Annotated in this window: 18 protein-coding genes and 1 tRNA gene; 14 read left to right on the top strand and 5 right to left on the bottom strand. The window is 49.7% G+C overall.

The annotated features are described in order from the left end of the window. The first annotated feature begins 58 nt into the window (after positions 1-58). The 12 genes from HGH92_RS13460 to tatA all read left to right on the top strand — a co-directional run bounded on the left by HGH92_RS13460 (position 59) and on the right by tatA (position 11,155). On the top strand, positions 59-733 hold the full coding sequence (locus HGH92_RS13460; RefSeq protein WP_168871219.1) for a FadR/GntR family transcriptional regulator: 675 nt from the start codon (positions 59-61) through the stop codon (positions 731-733). A gap of 86 nt (positions 734-819) precedes the next feature. After that, positions 820-2,046 (top strand): MFS transporter, encoded by a 1,227-nt coding sequence (locus HGH92_RS13455; protein WP_168871218.1) that lies wholly within the window; start codon positions 820-822, stop codon positions 2,044-2,046. Between the two features lie 86 nt (positions 2,047-2,132). Then, positions 2,133-3,029, top strand: coding sequence for an EamA family transporter (locus HGH92_RS13450; protein ID WP_168871217.1), 897 nt, complete (start codon positions 2,133-2,135; stop codon positions 3,027-3,029). Positions 3,030-3,101: 72 nt separating this feature from the next. Beyond that, positions 3,102-3,752 (top strand): tetratricopeptide repeat protein, encoded by a 651-nt coding sequence (locus HGH92_RS13445; RefSeq protein WP_168871216.1) that lies wholly within the window; start codon positions 3,102-3,104, stop codon positions 3,750-3,752. 98 nt (positions 3,753-3,850) lie between these two features. Further along, positions 3,851-5,791 carry a TonB-dependent receptor gene (locus HGH92_RS13440; protein ID WP_168871215.1) on the top strand — a complete coding sequence of 647 codons (1,941 nt, stop codon included), beginning with the start codon at positions 3,851-3,853 and terminating at the stop codon, positions 5,789-5,791. A gap of 17 nt (positions 5,792-5,808) precedes the next feature. After that, the gene (locus HGH92_RS13435; protein WP_168871214.1) at positions 5,809-6,405 is read left to right on the top strand and encodes a DUF6580 family putative transport protein; all 597 of its coding nucleotides are present in this window, start codon (positions 5,809-5,811) and stop codon (positions 6,403-6,405) included. A gap of 133 nt (positions 6,406-6,538) precedes the next feature. Next, positions 6,539-7,870, top strand: coding sequence for a DUF5074 domain-containing protein (locus tag HGH92_RS13430; protein ID WP_168871213.1), 1,332 nt, complete (start codon positions 6,539-6,541; stop codon positions 7,868-7,870). A gap of 60 nt (positions 7,871-7,930) precedes the next feature. Continuing rightward, positions 7,931-8,446, top strand: a complete 516-nt coding sequence (locus HGH92_RS13425; protein ID WP_168871212.1) for a bifunctional adenosylcobinamide kinase/adenosylcobinamide-phosphate guanylyltransferase — start codon at positions 7,931-7,933, stop codon at positions 8,444-8,446. 8 nt (positions 8,447-8,454) lie between these two features. Next, positions 8,455-9,498 carry a nicotinate-nucleotide--dimethylbenzimidazole phosphoribosyltransferase gene (gene cobT / locus HGH92_RS13420; RefSeq protein WP_168871211.1) on the top strand — a complete coding sequence of 348 codons (1,044 nt, stop codon included), beginning with the start codon at positions 8,455-8,457 and terminating at the stop codon, positions 9,496-9,498. Next, complete coding sequence (locus tag HGH92_RS13415; RefSeq protein ID WP_168871210.1) at positions 9,495-10,274, top strand: adenosylcobinamide-GDP ribazoletransferase; 780 nt, start codon at positions 9,495-9,497, stop codon at positions 10,272-10,274. Before cobT ends, HGH92_RS13415 begins: the two co-directional genes overlap by 4 nt. Further along, on the top strand, positions 10,256-10,813 hold the full coding sequence (gene cobC, locus HGH92_RS13410; RefSeq protein ID WP_168871209.1) for an alpha-ribazole phosphatase: 558 nt from the start codon (positions 10,256-10,258) through the stop codon (positions 10,811-10,813). Before HGH92_RS13415 ends, cobC begins: the two co-directional genes overlap by 19 nt. Positions 10,814-10,945: 132 nt before the next feature. Beyond that, a complete protein-coding gene (tatA, locus tag HGH92_RS13405; protein WP_168871208.1) occupies positions 10,946-11,155 on the top strand; it encodes a twin-arginine translocase TatA/TatE family subunit in 210 nt (69 codons plus the stop codon). 60 nt (positions 11,156-11,215) lie between these two features. Here the strand turns inward: tatA and HGH92_RS13400 are convergent, their stop codons facing one another. The 4 genes from HGH92_RS13400 to HGH92_RS13385 all read right to left on the bottom strand — a co-directional run bounded on the left by HGH92_RS13400 (position 11,216) and on the right by HGH92_RS13385 (position 18,212). After that, complete coding sequence (locus HGH92_RS13400) at positions 11,216-12,517, bottom strand: DUF5690 family protein (RefSeq protein ID WP_168871207.1); 1,302 nt, start codon at positions 12,515-12,517, stop codon at positions 11,216-11,218. Between the two features lie 164 nt (positions 12,518-12,681). Continuing rightward, the gene (locus HGH92_RS13395) at positions 12,682-14,268 is read right to left on the bottom strand and encodes a SusD/RagB family nutrient-binding outer membrane lipoprotein (RefSeq protein ID WP_168871206.1); all 1,587 of its coding nucleotides are present in this window, start codon (positions 14,266-14,268) and stop codon (positions 12,682-12,684) included. 20 nt (positions 14,269-14,288) lie between these two features. Then, positions 14,289-17,498 carry a SusC/RagA family TonB-linked outer membrane protein gene (locus HGH92_RS13390; protein ID WP_168871205.1) on the bottom strand — a complete coding sequence of 1,070 codons (3,210 nt, stop codon included), beginning with the start codon at positions 17,496-17,498 and terminating at the stop codon, positions 14,289-14,291. Positions 17,499-17,627: 129 nt separating this feature from the next. Beyond that, the gene (locus HGH92_RS13385) at positions 17,628-18,212 is read right to left on the bottom strand and encodes a helix-turn-helix domain-containing protein (protein WP_168871204.1); all 585 of its coding nucleotides are present in this window, start codon (positions 18,210-18,212) and stop codon (positions 17,628-17,630) included. Positions 18,213-18,276: 64 nt separating this feature from the next. Here HGH92_RS13385 and HGH92_RS13380 point away from each other — a divergent pair, with 64 nt between their 5' ends. Together HGH92_RS13380 and HGH92_RS13375 are read left to right on the top strand one after the other, a co-directional pair. Then, on the top strand, positions 18,277-18,843 hold the full coding sequence (locus tag HGH92_RS13380) for a MarC family protein (RefSeq protein WP_168871203.1): 567 nt from the start codon (positions 18,277-18,279) through the stop codon (positions 18,841-18,843). A gap of 48 nt (positions 18,844-18,891) precedes the next feature. Then, positions 18,892-18,963: transfer RNA gene (locus tag HGH92_RS13375), tRNA-Arg, on the top strand. Positions 18,964-19,035: 72 nt separating this feature from the next. Here the strand turns inward: HGH92_RS13375 and HGH92_RS13370 are convergent. After that, positions 19,036-19,686 (bottom strand): hypothetical protein, encoded by a 651-nt coding sequence (locus HGH92_RS13370; RefSeq protein ID WP_168871202.1) that lies wholly within the window; start codon positions 19,684-19,686, stop codon positions 19,036-19,038. Between the last annotated feature and the right edge of the window lie 550 nt (positions 19,687-20,236).

Below are 20,236 nucleotides of genomic sequence, written 5' to 3'. Positions count from 1 at the left end.
CGGCAGTAAAATTACCAAATACCAAAATCTTTCATTACCTTTGCAAACATCTGATGATATGATGAATACAGGACCAGCACCACTAAAGCGTCAAAACCTTGCGGAAGAAGTGGCCGACAGGCTGCAGGAATTGATATTTTCCGGCAAGTACACCACCGGGCAGCGGCTGCCGACGGAACCGGAACTCATGCAACAATTTGGCGTGGGCCGCTCGAGTATACGCGAGGCGGTGAAGATATTGGCCAACAAAGGGCTGGTAAAGGTACAACAAGGGCTTGGCACTTTTGTCATATCACAGATCGGCAGCGGAGAGCCGCTGGGCCAGCGGCTGCAACGGGCTGACTTTGAGGAGCTGAACGAAGTAAGATTGCTGCTGGAAGTAAAAATTGCTGAGAGGGCTGCTATTCACCGTAATAACAAGGACATAGAAAAGATGAAAGGTTTCCTGAAGAAACGTTTCACCACAGCCACTGCCAACGAGCTGGAACCTTGTATCCAGGCGGATATCAACTTCCATACGGCGATTGCGGAAGCATCCAAAAATGAGATCATGCTGGACCTTTACCGGACGGTGGCCACCCACCTGAAAGCATCATTTGTAGCGCGCTACAGCAATACCGACTCGTTTGTGGAATCACAATCGTTGCACGACGCACTGCTGCAAAGCATCGTCGACAAAGACGCTAAAAAAGCACTGCTCTGGGCCACTAAAATCAGTACCCAAAGCAAGTAGCCGTCAGGCTGCGTTGTTTCAATACCCGCAGCCATAATTTTTTTTAACCTTAAACATCAGATGATCTGACCTTCAAACAAGAAACCATGACCACTATTACACAGGAATCCGCTACATCGGCTTCCAAACAAGTAGCACAGCAGACGGTTTTTCCCATACTGATTGCGCTCAGCTTCACGCATCTGCTGAATGACACCTTACAGTCGCTTATACCGGCCATTTATCCCCTGGTCCGGAATACCATGAAGCTGAATTTTACACAGATAGGCCTGATCACGCTGACCTTCCAGCTGTCAGCCTCTATCCTGCAACCGCTGGTAGGCCTGTTCACCGATAAAAGGCCACAGCCGTTTTCCCTGGCGGTAGGCATGGCCTTCAGCCTGATAGGGCTGGTGAGCCTGTCCATGGCCAATTCCCTCCCGCTGTTGCTGGTGTCTGTAGCCCTGGTAGGCATCGGTTCTTCCGTATTCCATCCGGAAGCGTCCCGCCTGGCGCATATGGCCTCCGGTGGCAAGCACGGTATGGCACAGTCATTATTTCAGGTAGGCGGCAACGCCGGCAGTTCATTGGGCCCCTTGCTGGCGGCCATGATCATCGTGCCGTTCGGGCAGTTTCACCTGATCTGGTTTTCCGCACTGGCCCTGCTGGCCATCTTTGTAATGATTTACATCGGTAACTGGTACAAAAGCAATACCCACCGGATTAAACCGAAGAAAGCGGTGCAACAGCTGAAGCAGCAAAATCTGCCTCCTGCAAGGGTGGTTATTTCGCTGGGTATCCTGCTGATGCTGATATTCTCCAAGTATTTCTACATGGCCAGCATGACCAACTACTATACCTTTTACCTGATAGACCGTTTCGGCGTATCTATTCAGAGCTCACAGGTATACCTGTTCATCTTCCTGTTTTCCGTGGCTGCCGGCACTTTCTTCGGAGGACCGGTGGGCGACCGTATCGGGCGGAAATACGTTATCTGGATATCTATTCTGGGCGCTGCGCCATTTGCGCTGCTGTTGCCATATGCCAATCTTTTCTGGACCGCCGTATTGAGTGTATTCATTGGCGTTATCCTCTCCTCCGCCTTTTCTGCCATCCTGGTATATGCGCAGGAACTGGTGCCCGGTAAAGTGGGCATGATTGCCGGCCTCTTTTTCGGCCTGGCGTTTGGCATGGCCGGCGTGGCTTCAGCCCTGCTGGGCAAGCTGGCCGATGCCACCAGTATCGGGTATGTATACCAGGTATGTTCCTATCTTCCTTTGATAGGGCTCCTGACAGGCTTCCTCCCTAATCTGGAGAAGAAAGAAAAACAATAACTTTGATTTTCGGTTTTTTGATTTTTTGATTTTCGGTTTTGAGAATTATTAAATCTCAAAACCGAAAATCAAAAAAACTATTCAGTATGTGGAAAGGTATTCTGCTGGTGCTGTTGGGCGCCTGCAGCTTTGGAATTTTATCGACGATCGTCAAACTGGGCTACCAGGAAGGTTTTACCCTGGGCGAGCTATGCAGCGTACAGGCCGGCTTTGGCATGCTGGCGCTATGGGCGCTTCACCTTATATCAGGCCGCGCCACCTATGGACTGAAGAACAGGGAAGCACGTACCTGTTTTATACTGGGCAGCTCTACCGGCCTTGTCAGCATTACCTATTATCAAAGTGTGCAATATATCCCGGCCAGTATCGCTATTATCCTGTTGATGCAGTTCACCTGGATGAGCATGCTGGCAGAATGGCTTATCTATAAAAAGCGGCCCACCGCTATTCAATGGGTGGCAGTGGCCTTTATCCTGGGAGGCACCCTGCTGGCCGGCGGCCTGTTTAACAGCAACGGCCTTCACCTCGACTGGCGGGGCATCGGATTTGGCATGCTGGCAGCGCTCTTCTATACCACGTTCATCGTGGTCAGCGGCCGTGTGGGACAGTCCCTTGCGCCGGTACTGAAGAGCGCCTGGATCGTTACCGGCGCTTTCCTGATCATCACGGTGCTGTTCCCGCCAGTTTACCTGTGGAACGGCCGGATCACCGGTACTCCCCTCTGGATGTGGGGTATGCCGCTGGCGCTTTTCGGGACGGTATTGCCGCCATTTCTGTTTTCCAAGGGTATGCCACAAACGGGCGTATCACTGGGCGCCATTCTCAGTGCCGCAGAGCTGCCGGTAGCCACCATTGCGGCCACTCTGTTCCTGCACGAGCGGGTCACCCCGGTGCAGATAGCCGGTGTTTTCATCATCCTGGCGGCCATTGTGGCGGCCAATCTGAAAAAACCCAAAGTGGCCGGTCTAAAAGCGAACTATTAAACCCATGAGGTGTTTTTTTTATTTATCTTTGCCCCCGCTATTAGAAACAAGTGACTTACGAACAGTTTTTTCATGAAAGCATTTAACTTTTTTATTCTATATCGTTTCCCGATCGGGATCGTGTTATTGGTAGCCGGTATCGCCCTTGGGTTATCGGTAGGATGGTGGGAAGCGACCGTTGTGCTGCTGATCGCCGTTATCTGTATTGTAACGCACCTCCTGTTTGGCCCTATGCGGATGGTACAGGAAGCGGTGGAAGCCGGTGACATTGAGCGTGCCACTGCGCTCATGAACAAAGTGAAATTCCCTAAACTGCTGTATAAACCGATCCGTTCTGTATACTACTTCATGCAAAGCAACATGGCCATGTACAGCAACGACCTGGACAAAGCCGAAGCGACCATCCGCCAGAGCATCCAGTCAGGCAGCCCGATGAAGGAATATGAGGGCATGCAATACTTCCAGCTGGGCACCATCGCCTATCAGAAGAACGACCTGAAAACTGCTGACCAGAACCTGAAGAAAGCCGTGCGCATGGGTTTACCTGACAAAGAAAACACCGCTGCCGCCCTGCTGACACTGGCCTCCATTGCGATGAGCCGCCGTGACTTCAAATCTGCTAAAGAATACTTCCGCAGGGCCAAGGCGCAAAAGCCTACCACTGCGCAGATCGTAAGCCAGATCAAGGAAATGGACAAGTACATCTCCAGAATGCCTGGATGATCAGACAAACATATTTAGAAAGTAAGGCTGGATGACGTATCATCCGGCCTTCTTTTTTTTATCTTGTGCATAGTGCCGAATTCGTAATTTCGCCCCCTATGAACTTAAAAATTTACACGCTTCCCCTCCTCTTCTCTTTACCCTTTTCCGCTACAGCGCAGGATTCTGTGCCCCGGATCAGCCAGTTGAACGAGGTTTCTGTCACAGCCACCAAAGGGCCGCAAAAGGCCAGTGAAACCGGTAAGGTAGTTACCATCCTTACCCATGAGTACCTGGAGAAAAACAGCGGCAAAACCATTGCCGCCATTCTTAGTCAGCAAGCCGGTATTACCATCAACGGCGCACAGAACAACCGGGGCACTGTGCCGGAAATATACATGCGCGGCGCTTCCAACGGCAATGCCCTGGTACTGGTAGACGGCCTCCCGGTGAGCGATGCTTCCCAGATAGCCAATTCCTTTGATCTCAATTTTATTTCACCCGAGATGGTAGAGCGGATTGAAATCCTCCGTGGCAGCCAGTCCACGCTCTATGGCTCCAATGCCGTGGCTGGTGTGATCAATATCATCACCCGGAAAAAGAGCGATAAAAAATTCGGTGTAACCGCCAATACCAGCTATGGCAGCTACAACAGCTTCCTGGGCAACGTCAGCGCCTATGGCAATGCCGGCAAGTTCTCCTACCTGCTGGGCTACAAATACGAAACTTCAGACGGACTTTCCGATGCTTACGATTCCACCGGTAAAGCAGGCTTTGATAAAGACGGCTTCCGGCAGCATAGTGTATTCGCCAAACTGGGCCTGCAAGCCACTTCCCGCTGGCGGCTCCAGTACCTGTTCAACTACAGCGACTACCACCATGATCTCGACGAAGGCGCTTTTATTGATGACCGCGATTATACCGGCCAATCCAACAACCTGCTCAACGGTTTCAGCAGCGAGTACCAGTTCAAAAACGGCAGCTGGCATGTGCTGTACAGCTATCAGCGTACCAAACGCCATATCCTGAATGACTCCGGCTATGTTGCTCCCAGCGGCTACAGTAAATATGACCTGTCAGACTTTACCTCCAACATACACCAGGTAGAAAGCTATGTGAACTGGAATGCTTCACATATCGTGCGGCTGGTGGCTGGTGGCGCCTTCTCCGCTGCCAACATGGACCAGTTCAATCAGCGTTTGGGCCAGCCCGCTCCGTGGGACCCCAATCCGCAGATGGAAGTCACCCGCCTGTCCTACGACAGCGCCCATGCCCGTCAGACCAGCGTGTATGCCTCCCTGTTACTACATAACCTGGGCGGATTTAACCTGGAGGCAGGTGGCCGGTACAATTACCATAACATCTATGGTAACAACCAAACCTTCACCTTCAATCCCTCCTATCTCATCCGTCAAAATCATAAAGTATTTATTAATATCTCTTCCGGTTATAAAATTCCCTCCCTGTACCAGCTGTATACTTCGATATATGGCAATAAGGACCTGAAGCCGGAATCCACGGTGAGCTACGAAGCAGGTTACCAGGCTACTGTTGCCAACCAGGCGCTGGATTTCCGGGTGACCGGTTTTGCCCGCCGCACCAAAGACCTGATCCTTTTTACCACCAACTATGTGAATGCCGACAAACAGTGGGCTTATGGCGCAGAGCTGGAAGCAGACTGGCACATTACCCGTCAACTGGACCTGAATGTCAATTACGGTTATACCGATGGCCGTTTACATACCAGCCAGAACGGAAAAGATACCTCCTGGTATAATCTTTACAGGATTCCCAAACACGCAGTGAATGCCACTTTAGGCTACCAGATCACACCTGCCTTCTATACCAGCGCCTCTTTCCGCTATACCGGTGAGCGCTACCAGGGCACGAAGCCGATGGGAGATTATTACACCCTGGACCTCTATGGTGAGTATAAATTTGGTAACTTGCTTAAAATTTACGCCGGGTTTCGAAATATTACCGATTATCAGTATTTTGATATCCTTGGTTATAATTCCCGCCGGTTTAACTGTAACGCCGGTGTTGTGTTGAATTTGTAAACATTAAAACCAACATAATGTCTTTAAAAAATCTTAATCCCCGGTTTGGTATACTGCTGCTGTTTATGCTGGTAGCAGGTATTATACGAGTAGTGTTGGGAGCTGATCAGTCTACTCTCCAACCGATCGCCATGTTTACGCCTGTAGGCGCTATGGCGCTGTTTGGCGGAGCTGCCTTTTCCGAAAGATGGAAATCCTTTGCTTTTCCGCTGTTGACTTTATTTCTCAGTGATGTTATCCTGATGCAGGTATTTCACCGGGAGTATGCGCAGGGCCTGTTGTACAAAGGCTGGGCGGCCAACTATATCAGCTTTGTGTTTATCGTGCTGATTGGCCAGCTGGTGATCCGTAAGATGAGCGCAGGCCGTATTGCTGTTGCCTCTGTAGCAGCTGCGCTGACCCATTTCCTGGTTTCCAACTTCGGCGTATGGATCAGCGGTTCCACTAACATTACCACTGGTTTGCCATTTACCAGAGACATGGCAGGCCTGACTGAATGCTATATCCTGGCTATTCCTTTCATGAAGTATTTCCTGATAGGCACCCTGGTATACAGCGCCATCTTCTTCGGCGGCTATGCCATCGTAGCACGTAAGCTGCGTCTGGCCCACTAAAATATTTCCTCACTTTAGTTTAGAGATTTAATTATTGTTACAGAGCACCGGTTGTTTTTATACAGATAAAAATAACCTGCTCTGTAGCAGTAGCTAAATCTCTAAATATTTAGACCCAACAAACAACCGTACCATGCGTAGATTTACATGCCATCTGCAACAGCTCTTTCTCCTGGCAGCAGCTGCATTGCTGACTTTTTCCGCCTGTCAGAAAGATAATGTGGCAGAAGTGGTCATTCCTGTTATCAGCAACCCCGGACTTAAAGATGGTAAAGACACCATTGCCGTTGGTGATACCCGTGTATTACGCCCTCAACTCACCAATGCCAAAGAACCTACCTTCCTCTGGCTGGTAAACGGAGTTGTCGCAGGCACTGATTCCACCTATACCTTTAAGCCCACCGCTTCCGGCAATTATACGATCTCTTTTAAGGTAAGTGCGGGCAACAGTCTCAACTCCTATTTTTACCAGATCAGGGTAATTGACAAGTATGACAATGGTTTCTTCATTGTGAATGAAGGCTGGTTTGGGCATTCAAACGGGGATGTGAATTTCTACCGCTATGGAGAAGACACCCTTTACCAGAACGTCTACTCCCGGGAAAATCCTGGTAAAACACTGGGCACTACTGCCGAATACGGCGTTATTTTCAACAACCGGATTTACCTGGTGTCCAAAGATGCGCCGATGGTAGCCGCCGATGCTCATTCCATGAAAGAGCTGGGCCGCACTGCGCAGCCACCGGCCACCGCCAACGCGTTTTGTCCTGTAAACAACAGTACCGGCCTGCTTTCCACCACCGACGGCGTGTACCCGGTAGATCTCGGCTCGCTTGCCATAGGCGCTAAAATTGCCGGTATCACCGGCCAGGTGGGCGGTATGCTGAAAGCCGGCAATTATGTTTTTGTGATGTCTGAGTCAGCCGGTATCGTAGTCCTCAATGCCAGTGATTTCAGCATTGCGGCCACACTGGTAAAGGCAGACATCGGCCTGGCAGCCACTCCTGACGGCACTGTATGGGCAGGCCAGGGCCAGAACCTGTATGCCATCAACTCCACTACGCTGGCGGTCAATACCATCGCGCTGCCCTTCCCGGTTTATGGCGCATGGGGCGCATGGAACGGGACAATGATCACTGCCTCCACCATCGAAAATGCGGTCTTCATTGCCAAAACCAATGACTGGGGCATCAATGGTAAAGAAATCTATAAATACCAGCCTGGTAATGCAGCCTCCCTGCAGACGCCTTTCGTTACTCTGCCGGCCGACAGAGAACTGTATGGCGCAGGGTTCCGGTACAACCCGGGTAACAACACCCTGGTGGCTACCGGTGTAGAACCCGGCTATGGCACTCATTTTGAAAAGAATACGCTCTTTATCTATAACGCCACTTCCGGCGCTGTGGTGAAAAGTATTCCATATACCGGCTATTTCTTCCCGGCTATTCCCGTATTCAATAACTAATTAAACAGCGCGCGCTGTACATGACGCATCCCGTCATGTACAGCGCGTTTTCTTTTTATCATGATCACACTCGTTACAGGTGGCGCCCGTTCCGGTAAAAGCCGGTATGCACAAGAACAGGCGCTGGCTTCCGGCCAGCCGCCGGTATATGTGGCCACCGCCAAAATATGGGACGAGGATTTTGCGGCCCGTATCCGGCAGCACCAGTCAGAGCGCGGCCCTTCCTGGACCAACTATGAAGAAGAGCTGTATGTAAGCCGGCTGCCGCTGGCAGGACGGACAGTAGTGATAGACTGCGTAACGTTGTGGCTCACTAATTTTTTTACGCTCCACGATTATGACATTGACAAAGCACTGGCATCGCTACAGGCGGAGATCGACGCGCTGCGGGAGCTGCCAGGGCATTTCCTCATTGTAACCAATGAACTGGGAATGGGCCTGCACGCCGAAACAGCCGTCGGCCGCAAGTTCACAGACCTTCAGGGCTGGGCCAACCAATATATTGCACGTATAGCCGATACCGTCATACTAATGGTTTCCGGTATTCCGGTTGTAATAAAGAAAAGAGACCTATAAAACATAACATGATGCAGATTGTCGTCTCCCCTTTGTCCGAAGCGCTGAAAGCCGCCTTACAGGACAAGATCGATCAGAAAACAAAACCGCCCGGTTCCCTGGGCAGGCTGGAACAGCTGGCATTACAGGCCGGATTGATCCAAAACAGCCTTACTCCCGAATTACGCAATCCCCACCTTATTGTTTTTGCCGGCGACCATGGCATTGCCGCCGAAGGGCTGGTCAATCCCTTTCCGCAGGCTGTTACCGCGCAGATGGTATATAATTTCCTGCAGGGCGGCGCGGCCATTAATGTATTCTGCCGGCAGCACCGGTTGCAGCTGACGGTAGTCGATGCCGGCGTTAATCACGAGTTCCCGGCCCATCCGTTGCTGCATGACCGTAAGATAGCCTGCGGCACACAGAACTACCTGCATGGCCCCGCCATGTCTCCGGACCAGTGCCGGCTGGCCATGGCCGCCGGCGCCGAAGAAGTGAAGCTGGCCCACGCGACGGGCTGCAACATCATCGGGTTTGGCGAAATGGGTATTGGCAACACCTCGTCGGCAGCGTTGCTCATGAGCCACTTTACCGGTATGTCCATTGCCGATTGTGTAGGCACCGGTACCGGCAGCAATGCCCAGCAGCTGGCGCAGAAGAAATCCATCCTGCAACAGGTGCTGGCCCACCATCTCAAACCACCCACCCCCGAGCTGGCACTGGCGACTTATGGCGGTTTTGAAATTGCCATGATCACCGGCGCCATCCTACAGGCCGCGGCCCTGAAAATGATGGTGGTGATTGACGGATTTATTGTTTCGTCCGCGCTGCTGGCCGCCGTAGCCATGCAACCTGCCGTAAAGGATTATTGTGTGTTCGCACATTGCTCAGAAGAAAAAGGCCACAGGGCCATGTTACAGTCTCTCGGCGTAAAACCATTGCTGGAGCTGGACATGCGCCTCGGTGAAGGTACCGGCGCCGCCATGGCTATTCCTGTCATCCAAAGCGCTGTGCTGTTTCTGCAGGAAATGGCGAGCTTCAACAGCGCCCAGGTTTCAAACCGTACGATATGAAGAAACAGTGGCAGCTCCTGCTAACCGCCATCATGTTTTACACACGTATACCCGTTACCGTTAGCGCGCCCTATAGTCCTGAAATGCTTAATAAAGCTACCCGTTATCTGCCCCTGATAGGCTGGATCACCGGCAGCTTCATGCTGGCCGTGTTATATGCTTTCGGCGATATCGCTCCCCGGCTGGTGGCGGTACTGCTGTCAATCATTATCAGCATCTGGGTGACCGGCGCTTTTCATGAAGATGGTTTTGCCGATATGTGTGATGGCTTCGGCGGCGGTTGGACCAAAGAAAAGATACTGGAAATCATGAAAGACAGCCGCATCGGCACTTATGGCATGCTGGGGCTGTTACTGCTGATGACGCTGAAATATATCTGCCTGGTGCCGCTTACGCTCAACAAGGTGATGCTGGCCGTGATCATAGCGCAGCCGTTGAGCCGCTTTGTGGCCGTTAGTATTATCTACACCCATCAGTATGTCAGGGAAAATGAAGACAGTAAAGCCAAGCCCGTATCCAAAGGCATTCAGCTGCCTGACCTGGCACTGGCGGGCGCTTTCGGGCTGCTTCCCCTGCTGGCGGTAATTGCCTTTACCGGCAACTATGCCCTGCTGCTGATACTGCCATCACTGTTTCTGGTACGCTGGTACATGGCCCGTCTCATGAGCAAATGGATTGGTGGTTATACCGGCGATTGCCTTGGGGCCGTACAGCAGGTTTCTGAAACAGTCATATATTTGTGTTTTTGCATTCTCGCATGGAAATATACCTCATAAGACATACTACGCCGGCTATCGAAAGCGGCATCTGTTACGGTTTTTCAGATATTGACGTAGCTGACACTTTTGAAACGGAAGCCGCCGCAGTAAAGGCGAAACTGCCGGAAGGCGATTTCGACGTATATAGCAGCCCGTTACTACGTTGTCATAAACTGGCCACCACGCTGTTTGGCGACAAGGTAATTACCGATGAACGGCTGAAGGAAATGAACTTCGGCGCATGGGAAATGCTGGCCTGGGAAGCCATTGGCAAGGAAGAGCTGCAAACCTGGGCCGATGATTTTGTGCAGGCGAAAGTGCCGCAGGGCGAAAGTTATGAAGAGCTCTATCTCCGGACCATGGCTGTCGTAGAAGAAATCATCGAAAAAGGCAATAATGCGGTGCTGGTCACACATGGCGGCGTCATCCGCTCCATTCTTGCCCACGCCACTAATACGCCACTTGTGGATTCCTTTGATCTGAAGGTCCAATATGGCCGGATTTCACAACTACAAGTGGAGAACGGAGATATAAAAGTTATTTTTTATAATTCGTAATTTATTGTGTTTATGAGAATTAGATTAAAATTCTCAAATATCTGGGCAAAAGTCGAAAAAACTCTGATTTCGTGCTAACTTTATGTCTGGAATCGCCGTATATTAAAAGCACACAATAAAAAACAGTTTATAATGGCAACATCACTTTTGAATATCCCGTTTTTGTTTCTGCAGGAAATCGGTATCAAAGAATTACTGCTGATCGCACTGGTAGTTCTCCTCTTGTTTGGCGGTAAAAAGATACCTGAGTTAATGCGTGGTTTGGGTAGTGGCATACGCGAGTTCAAAGATGCCAAAGATGAACCTGCAAAAAAAGACTCTAAAGAAGCGCCTAAGGCATAAATACCTGCATAAGAAAGCTATTAAAAAAGCGAAACTGAAATTTCAGTTTCGCTTTTTTTATTAGTTCACCATTCCTAGCTTGAGGCTGTCACCGTTATACTTTTTTTTGAAATACCAGGAAGATACCACCATCATTACAATTCCTGTGACACAGACTCCTACTACAGCGTCGCCAAAAAACTGGCTCCATGACAGGGGCAGATGACTGGCGTTCTTGAACAGCATCACCCCTACGCTGCCCAGGTATCCGAAGGAATCAGCCACATACATGATAAAGCCCACATTGCTGGCGTATTTAAATACCGCTATCAGTCGTTCGAAGAATATACAGTTGAAGGGAATATATCCCATATACAATCCCAGTCCTGTCAGTGTCATCCACCACACCGGGTCCAGGCGATGCTGCCGGAATGCCAGTGTGCTGACGAGCGCTATCAGGAACCCGGAAATCACGATCACATGATTCAGCATAAATGCCTGATAGTTGTTCTTCACAAATACCAGCATTCCCATGATGGCAATAATAGCCACAGACACGGGTATTTCGGTACGGGTAAAGATACCGGTATCTGCTCCATAGCCGAGGTCTTTCCAGATGTCAGCAGCGAAGTTGTCACGCATGTCACGCAGCACGGTCAGCAATACATAACTGCCGATCAGCAACACCAGGCCAGGCAGGAACGTTTGCAAAAAACGCCTGCGCTCCTGTTTGTTCATAGGCACTCTTTTCGTACGCATTTGCACATCTTCCGCGCCCGGCGGCGGTATCTGCTCCAGCAGCAGGATGAAAATGAAAATAGGTACCAGAAACAACAGGCCCGTTACAAAAGGCATCCAGGATTCAGAAACATGCCAGGATATGATGGTCATCTTACCGGCAGATTTTACAAACCCGGAAGAAAAAATAAAACTGATGGATAATACAGCACCCATAAACTCTGTGCTCCGCCTGCCTTCCAGGTAGCTGAACACCAGTCCCCAGATCATGCCCAGCGGAAAACCGTTAATAAAGAGAAAGGCTATATTAAACGGCGCCGGCACTAGGGCAAAGCCCAGCAATGCCGCCCATGAAATCAGGATCAGCATCATAATATACTGCGCCCTGTTGCTGCCCTTCATTTCCGCAATAAAACGGATGCCGTAGAACTTGCTACAGGCATACCCGATCGTCTGACTGATCACCAGCCAGATCTTATAGTCCACTCCCCAAAAAGAAAGTCCTTCAAATATGCCTGCCGTAAATGGTTTCCTGAAAGCGTACATGCAGGAATAGGTCCCAAAGGCCACCAATGCGGCGTACAAAGACAAAACAACATTCGGCGCCCGCTCCAGCCGCTTCTGTATCCAGGGAATAGTCAGCATTTTCCATTCAATATTTGGGTCAAAGGTGCCTATCCAATGTAAACTAATTGTTAAGCAATACTGAACTAATTGTTAAGTATTACTAAATAACGGTATAGTCAGACGGCCATAAAAAAGGCCCGGACAGCGATCTGTCCGGGCCATCAGGCTTTATGTTGTTTTTGTTATTGTATGAGCCACATAGCAGCATTAATATCATCGGTGGTGCCGCCGAACTGGCTCTTCAGCGAAGCGGTCCAGTTAACGGTATTGGCAGACCGCTCTGTGTCCGGATATTTGAAACGCTTGGGGAGCACGCCACTGTTGCCCGTGCCTGCGCCCGTCAGGAAGGTAGGCACTCCTGTGCGGCGCCAGTTGAAATACGCCTCCCAGCCGGAGTTTTCAAAGAACGCGAGGTATTTCTGCGTCAGGATCTGTGTCAGGCCCTGGGCGTTGTTGCCCTGGTACTTAACGGTCGCCTGTTGATAATAACCGTTCTCAAAATCGAAAGGCACGTCATAACGGGTACCCTTATACGTTTTGTTGACAGTGCCGGCCACTTCTGTAGGAATACCATAAAAGCCCAGAGATGCTTTGATGCCTTTTTTGTACCAGGCTTCCGCGTCCCCCGTGATCCATCCACGGTTGATAGCCTCCGCCATGTTAAAGCACAGTTCCGGGAAACCGATGATCACACCAGGTTCGGCGGCATAGCTGCTATAGTAACGGCTTCTGCTGCGCAGGGAATAAACGGCCGTATCCACGTTAGACATCTTAGAAGACATATCTTCCTGGCTCTCACCGGAAGAAGCGCCCACATAGGCCGTAATATCAGAAGGCAGCTTATGCAGCTCATTGATCTGTTTGGTGGCCGGCTCGGCGGTCACGTAAGCCCTCGGATCATTAAGCCCCACCAGCGTATTAAGGTAAGTAGCCGACATATTGTACCGGGTAGCGTCAAAGCCGAGGTTATCCGGGTTGGACGGGTACTTGTTGATGTTATTGTAGATGAACTGCATGTTGTGGTCCATCGATTCCATCAGCGGGTATTTAGCAGGATTACCAACGATATTTTTAAATTGTTGCGCCACATTGATATCAGCATCACCGGATTTTTTGCTCAGTGCGATTAACACGCGTAAACGGAACGTGTTTACCGCGCGCTGCCATTTGGTGAGATCGTTGCCATAATAAAAATCACCTTTCAGCACCTGTCCTTCTGCGGTATTGGACTTATCGGGATTGGCTATCTGTGCGGCCAGCTGGGTATTGGCATCTTCCAGCCATTGCAGTATCTGTACAAATACAGCTTTCTGCGCGTCGTAAGTTGGGGTGATGTTGTCTTTGCCCAACAGCGCTGATTTCATTGGCACATCTCCTACGAGGCTGGACAGCCGGTAGTAGAAAAAGGCACGGGCAAATTTGCCCAAAGCAGTATATGGATTTACATCCTTTCCTCCCAGCCGGACAGCTTCTGTTTCCATCTGCTGTATGTTGGTCAGAGAGAAATAGCTGGAAAAATCAGCCCCGTTCCAGTCGTAGCGCTGATCGCCATAGTAGTTATAGTTACAACAGTCAAACTGGTTCCAGCGCATCACCGCGCTCCATGGCTTGTCTGCGTTCATATCTCCCAAAATGCCTCCCAGTACCAGGCTGGGCGGAACTTTGGCGGGTTTATTAGTATTGATGGAATAATCTTCAAACTTTTTATTGCAACTGCTGAAGGCCATACCAGCCAACGCAGCAAAGGCAACTATTTTCAGTGATTTCATACAATTCATGTTTAAGCGGATCAGAAAGTGAGATTAACGTTAAAACCAAACCGGCGCGTGGTAGGCGTTTGCAGTGTGGAAGAGCCCTGATCGGCACCAGGGTACTGGTCCAGGTCCACATCTTTGTTTTTGGCAAAATAGAGCAGGTTTCTTCCTACAAAAGAGACGTTGGCGGAGCGGATAAATGTGCCTCTCAGCAGGCTCTCCGGCAGTGTGTAGCCTAAAGTTACTTCGCGCAGTTTGGCGAAAGTTTTACTGATCAGGTTAGCTTCATTGGTTTTGTAATACACGCTGATATAATCCTGCAGGAAGGTTTTGGTGGTGTTAGGCGCAAACTGCAGTTTGTCTGCGTTGGTGACATTCCCGTTGTTATCATATTGAATGGGCACATTGTTGGTGATCACCACACCTTCTCCCTGCCATGATTTCACGCCTTTATAGTCCTGGTAGCGGGCATCTCCCATAGCGCCTTCCGTAGTAAGGATGTTGCGGCCGCCACGGAAAGTCTGCTGCTGGATATAGTCTATCATCTGCCCGCCTACGCGGCCATCGAACTGGAAGCTGAGGTTAAACCCTTTATAGCTGAAGCTGTTGTTTATGCCCCAGGCCCAGTCTGCGCTGGCATTACCGAGGTATTGTTGTGTCGGGTTTACGATAGGACGGCCGTCAGGGCCGTTAATGATCTGACCATCGGGTGTTCTTACGAACTTGGTACCGAAGAATTTATCAACACGGTCACCCACACCGATGTACGCGTTGAGCTTATTATAATCACCGTAGATGCTTACGTATTTTTCCTGGAAGGTAGACCAGTTGGCGGTTACTGTCCAGGTAAGGCCACGCGGATTTTTAACGGGTGTGGCATTTACAGACACTTCATAACCGGTTTTACGGGTGTTTACGCCGTTCACCAGGTAAGCGGAGTCGCCGGTGCTGGGCGCCAGCAGCAGTGTATAGATGCGTGGCCCGTTGAGGTTGGTAAAGTAGGTAGCGTCCACGCCTATACGATTTTTCAGGAACCGTACGTCCATCCCCACTTCTGTTACTTTACTGGTAAAGGGTTGCAGGTTGGGGTTGGCGATCACGCGGGCATAATAGGCAGCGGCCTGGTTACCATATACCGGGGACACGCTGTATACCGGCATGTTATAACGGGGACCATCATACGAAGACTGGTATTCTGTACCATATCCCAACGGGTAGTTGGCTTCCGGCGTAGCACCGATAGTGGGTACGGTGAAGCCGCCTTTTACGTTGGCATAGGAGCCACGGAATTTCAGGAAGGAGATGACTTCCGGCAGGTGCACATAATCAGATACCACGGTACTGAGTGAAACAGACGGGTAGGAATAGGTATTATGTGTTACCGGCAGGTTGGAAGCCTTGTCCAGCCTGTCGGTCAGGGACAGCGTGGCGTATTTGCCCAGATCGATGTCCACATAACCGTAAGCGCTGAGCACCAGCATAGGTGCGCTGTAACTGGTAGCATACAATGGATCGCGGGAGTTTCCGAAGCCATACCATCCCGGAGCGTTCAGGTAGTTGGTGGAAACGAAGCTGGAATTATATTTATACGAACGGGCATTACCGCCAACAGAAGCTCTCACACCAATTTTGTGGGGGAACACGTTGGCATAGGACAGCATAACGTCGGTATTGTTTTCGTAGAGGGAGCGTTTGTCTTCGCGGTAGTCGCCTTTTCCTTCTTCGCGGCCGTAGGGGTGCGCGGAGAACGGCATTTTCTCTGTGCGGATAAGGTCGTAGCTGGTCACCTGTGTGCGGGCCATCAGCTCCAGTTTGTCGGACAGTTTGTACGTCAGTTTAGCATAGCCGTTGAGGTCTGTTTTGTGGTGGCCGCGTAACCATTCGTACGCCATGAACCAGGGGTTATGGTAACGCTGGTATTCAGCATAGATGGACTGGATGCCTTCTTTTCCGGGCTGCCAGTAGTTGCGCATGTCGTCCATGCTCCAGTCGGCGCCGGCCCAGATAACGGTATTATAGATAAGGCTGTTGGGGCCGTAGGTCACGTCCGGGAAGTTATCGCTGGACTGGCGGTTGTAATTCAGATACCCGTCCAGGCGCAGTTTGGGCGAGAAGCTGTATCCTGCGGAGATATTAAAATTAACGATATCGAGCGCCGTGTTAGGCACAATACCCTTCTGGTAGGAATTGGACAGGGAAAAGCGCAGATCGGCTTTATCCGTATGAGCGGACACCGCGAGGTTGTTGGTGCTCAGCATACCTGTGCGAAGGAAACGTTGCAGGTTGTTTTTACCGCGGGCGATCCACGGAGTGCCGGTACGTTTGCCGGTTGCCGGATCGATAGGGCTGTCATACTGCGGGATGAGCTGGCCTTCAAATTTAGGTCCCCATACGTCATAGTCCGCATCGTTCACACCGGCGCCTTTACCGTCCACGAAGGCGTATTTACCGTGGTCACCGGGGCCATAGAGGTCCTGCACTTTCGGAATAGCGTTGAAGCCTTTTTCAAACATAGTGCTGGAGTTGAACTCGATGGAGTAACCTCTTTTATCTTTGGAGCCTTTTTTAGTGGTGATCATGATAGCGCCGTTGAGGCCGCGGGAGCCGTAAAGCGCAGAGGCGCTGGCGCCTTTCAGGACAGTATAGCTTTCGATATCGTCCGGTGAGATATTCCAGGTATCGGAGTTGATGGGCACCCCGTCCACCACGTAAAGGTTGATGTTGTTACCGCGGAGCTGTACCATGGGAGCGGCCAGCAGTTCAGCGGACGCACCTACCGTAAGGCCGGCCACTTTACCTACCAGGCCGTTGATGGGGTTCGGTTCACGGGCTTTTACAAGGTCGGCGCCCTTTACTTCCTGTACGGCGTAGCCTACCCTTTTTACTTCTTTACGTATACCCAGTGCTGTTACCACTACTTCGTCGAGCGCTTTTTTATCCTGTTGGAGGAGCACTGATATGAAGTTGTGATTATTGACCGGATATTTTCCTGTCAGGAAGCCGATAGAGCTTACTTCGAGGATATCAGTACCATTGGCGGAGATGTTGAAGTTACCATTGGCATCGGTAACAGCGCCTCTATGGGCGCCGGCCACCTTTACAGTAGCGCCTATTACCGGCTGGTTGTCGCCGGCGGAAAGGACTTTTCCCGTGATGGCTTGTTGAGCTGTTGCTGCCGTTACGTTCAGCAAAAGCAGGAGCAGGGCACATAGCTGCGTAAGTGCCTGTCGTAGGTTTGATTGCATGGCAATTTAGATTAAGGGGGGTAATGTTTATTACCATGCAAAGGTTAAGTTCGAATATGATGGGAATGTTAAGTTATACTAAATTTAACGTTAAGTATTTGTATATAATACGTCAAAAAAGTTTACTATCTATTTTTCGTTTTCGAGGAAGAAATAGACAACAAGGATTTGTGCGGTGTCTTCGCCGATATTGGCGGGTTTATGTCCCAGGCGGCCGTCGAAGAAGAGGGAGTCGCCTTCTTCGAGGATATATTTCTCGCTATCGATCAGGTATTCCACTTTGCCTTTGATGATATATTTATATTCATAGGCATCGGTTTTAACGATCTGGGAGCGGCGGGCGCCTTTTTTCAGTTCCAGCATTACGATGTCTACCGGGAAATGTTTGACATTTTTGGTGAGTATTCTTTTGTACTGAAATCCTTTGGCTGGTTCTTTTTCGAATTCCTGGTAGGAGGATTTTTGTTTGATGATGACCCTGGATTGTTGTGACTGCTGGTCTATTTCATTGAAGAATTCGTTCAGGTCGAGGTTCAGTGCGCGGATGATATTGATCAGCACCAGCAGGGAGGGCACGGTACGGTTGTTCTCAATCTGAGAGATAAGGCCTTTGCTGACTTCTGCCTTGTCGGCCAGTTCCTGTATGGTGATGCCTTTGGCTTTCCGCTTTTCCTTGATCCTGTTACTGATCTGAATGATAATGTCCTCGGTCATATAGGTCGGTCTTGGGACAAATATAGGGAGAGAAAGCTAATGCATTACGTTATATATTTGTCGCATGTTCAGTATCGACCAAATTCTAGCCATTGCGTTCACGTTATTTGCCGTAATAGACATCGTTGGCTCTATCCCTGTGCTGGTGTCCCTGAAGGAGAAACTGGGGCATATAGACGCCGGCAAAGCGACCCTGGCATCCGGTTTCCTGATGGTATTATTTCTGCTGGTGGGCGAACAGTTTCTCCGCCTGTTCAGCGTAGACGTGCATTCCTTTGCGGTAGCCGGCTCCATCGTTATCTTTGTCATAGGCCTGGAGATGATCCTGGGGCTTGAACTTTTCAAGAGCGGCCAGGATGTTAAGTCCGGCAGTATTGTGCCCATCGCCTTCCCTATGATCGCGGGTTCCGGAACGCTGACCACTATTATGTCGCTCAAAGCCAACTTCGGGGAGTACAATATCCTGGCCGGTATTGTGCTGAACCTGTTGATAGTTTTTCTGGTCCTGAAAAGCCTTAATTACATAGAACGCTTGCTGGGAAAGGCCGGACTGATGGTGTTGCGTAAGTTTTTCGGGGTTATCCTGCTGGCTATAGCAGTAAAAATTTTTAAAAGTAATATCAATCTTTAACGTAATTTGGGATTATTCCGGAGAAAATGTACCTTCGCGTTCCCTTTTGGCCTCGTAGTACAATGGATAGTATAAGAGTTTCCGAAGCTCCAGATTCAAGTTCGATTCTTGACGAGGCTACTAAAAGATTAATTCGCCCAAACTTAGCTTTACTAGGTTTGGGCGTTTTTCATTTATGGACGTGGGTATTCATCATTTCCGATACAACCTCCCCAGATCAAACCCCATTTCCTTCGCCAGTTCATAGTAGCTTTTGTCAGGATCGATTTTCAGGTCGTGATAAATTTGTTGCCGTACCAGGGGATGGTAGTGTAAATCCAGATCTGTCAGGCTTTCGGGATAATACTCCCCCTCAATTAAGTCTTCCCTTCCCTGCAGCCAGAGCGCCGCATCCAAAATAACCACCGGGAACTCTGCGCCTGGCAGTATACCAGGATGTGCAACCGGGTCTTTTATACTGGTTTTAAAATACAACTCTCCTCTCATCAGCCTCACTTCATTGTAAGCATTTCCCACTACCTCGGGAAATTCAACTTTAGTGAAATCTACCGCCTTATATCCGGCTTTCCCCCATTGGAGTTTATTGGCTTTTACATCTATCCGGAAAACAAACACTCTCGGGATCAGTATTTCCCGTTTATCAGGGACCTCCGGGCGGGTATATATCCCTCTATATATTTCCACAAGCTGACAACCAGTATAACATGTAAAATAACTTTCGCTGTTGCCGACAGGTTTCTCTACCTGCAGGTCCACATCAAATAAAATCCTGCCGAAAATAAACAGGGACTGACTTTCCAGCTTCCAGTAAAAAATATCTCCTGTCCCGATTTTTTTTGCCATTTGAATTGAACATTTTAGATTAACAAATAGACACGAAAGAAATTGCCCGCTCAGAAAACTGAACGGGCGATTTTGCTTTTGGGGCAACGTTACTAACAGTTGGATGATCTTGTGCTTCGGTATTCATGAAGCCTTCGATCAGGTATCTTTCTGGGGTAGCTTTCAATGGATGTATCCGCAGGTCCTCTCCGGCTGATGATGTAAAAGTACAGCGCCGGCTACGATTAAACGTTCCCGTATTAACATCTGCCACAGGTGCTTCAATATTTGCCGTTATCCCTCCAATTTTCGCAGCACATTCATCTGCGGCTGATGTACATCTTCCGTAAACTTTTCTATAACACCAATGTGTTATGCTGAATAGCAGGGTTTTAGCTATATTTGGGATCATGCGACTAGATAACCAAAATCTGATTTAATCCTTATTGCCCAATAACATTTGCTGAATTGTTTGGAACCAAGTCCATTTCATTATTGGCGAAATAATCATAAAGTCTAAAAAAATTGTGCTGTTGCACCCTCGACGGGAATAGAGAAACTTTTTCAACCT

The organism is Chitinophaga varians (assembly GCF_012641275.1).
GTDB lineage: Bacteria > Bacteroidota > Bacteroidia > Chitinophagales > Chitinophagaceae > Chitinophaga > Chitinophaga varians_A.
Note: the sequence above shows the minus strand (reverse complement) of the source record. Positions and strands in the feature narration are given on the sequence as shown.

Excerpts from the sequence above, each read along its gene's own strand:
- HGH92_RS13425 (WP_168871212.1), top strand. The coding sequence starts at position 7,931 with ATGATCACACTCGTTACAGGTGGCGCCCGTTCCGGTAAAAGCCGGTAT.
- tatA (WP_168871208.1), top strand. The coding sequence starts at position 10,946 with ATGGCAACATCACTTTTGAATATCCCGTTTTTGTTTCTGCAGGAAATC.
- HGH92_RS13455 (WP_168871218.1), top strand. The coding sequence starts at position 820 with ATGACCACTATTACACAGGAATCCGCTACATCGGCTTCCAAACAAGTA.
- HGH92_RS13385 (WP_168871204.1), bottom strand. The coding sequence starts at position 18,212 with ATGACCGAGGACATTATCATTCAGATCAGTAACAGGATCAAGGAAAAG.
- HGH92_RS13400 (WP_168871207.1), bottom strand. The coding sequence starts at position 12,517 with ATGCTGACTATTCCCTGGATACAGAAGCGGCTGGAGCGGGCGCCGAAT.
- cobC (WP_168871209.1), top strand. The coding sequence starts at position 10,256 with ATGGAAATATACCTCATAAGACATACTACGCCGGCTATCGAAAGCGGC.
- HGH92_RS13395 (WP_168871206.1), bottom strand. The coding sequence starts at position 14,268 with ATGAAATCACTGAAAATAGTTGCCTTTGCTGCGTTGGCTGGTATGGCC.
- cobT (WP_168871211.1), top strand. The coding sequence starts at position 8,455 with ATGATGCAGATTGTCGTCTCCCCTTTGTCCGAAGCGCTGAAAGCCGCC.
- HGH92_RS13380 (WP_168871203.1), top strand. The coding sequence starts at position 18,277 with ATGTTCAGTATCGACCAAATTCTAGCCATTGCGTTCACGTTATTTGCC.
- HGH92_RS13450 (WP_168871217.1), top strand. The coding sequence starts at position 2,133 with ATGTGGAAAGGTATTCTGCTGGTGCTGTTGGGCGCCTGCAGCTTTGGA.
- HGH92_RS13445 (WP_168871216.1), top strand. The coding sequence starts at position 3,102 with ATGAAAGCATTTAACTTTTTTATTCTATATCGTTTCCCGATCGGGATC.
- HGH92_RS13430 (WP_168871213.1), top strand. The coding sequence starts at position 6,539 with ATGCGTAGATTTACATGCCATCTGCAACAGCTCTTTCTCCTGGCAGCA.
- HGH92_RS13460 (WP_168871219.1), top strand. The coding sequence starts at position 59 with ATGATGAATACAGGACCAGCACCACTAAAGCGTCAAAACCTTGCGGAA.
- HGH92_RS13370 (WP_168871202.1), bottom strand. The coding sequence starts at position 19,686 with ATGGCAAAAAAAATCGGGACAGGAGATATTTTTTACTGGAAGCTGGAA.
- HGH92_RS13440 (WP_168871215.1), top strand. The coding sequence starts at position 3,851 with ATGAACTTAAAAATTTACACGCTTCCCCTCCTCTTCTCTTTACCCTTT.
- HGH92_RS13435 (WP_168871214.1), top strand. The coding sequence starts at position 5,809 with ATGTCTTTAAAAAATCTTAATCCCCGGTTTGGTATACTGCTGCTGTTT.
- HGH92_RS13390 (WP_168871205.1), bottom strand. The coding sequence starts at position 17,498 with ATGCAATCAAACCTACGACAGGCACTTACGCAGCTATGTGCCCTGCTC.
- HGH92_RS13415 (WP_168871210.1), top strand. The coding sequence starts at position 9,495 with ATGAAGAAACAGTGGCAGCTCCTGCTAACCGCCATCATGTTTTACACA.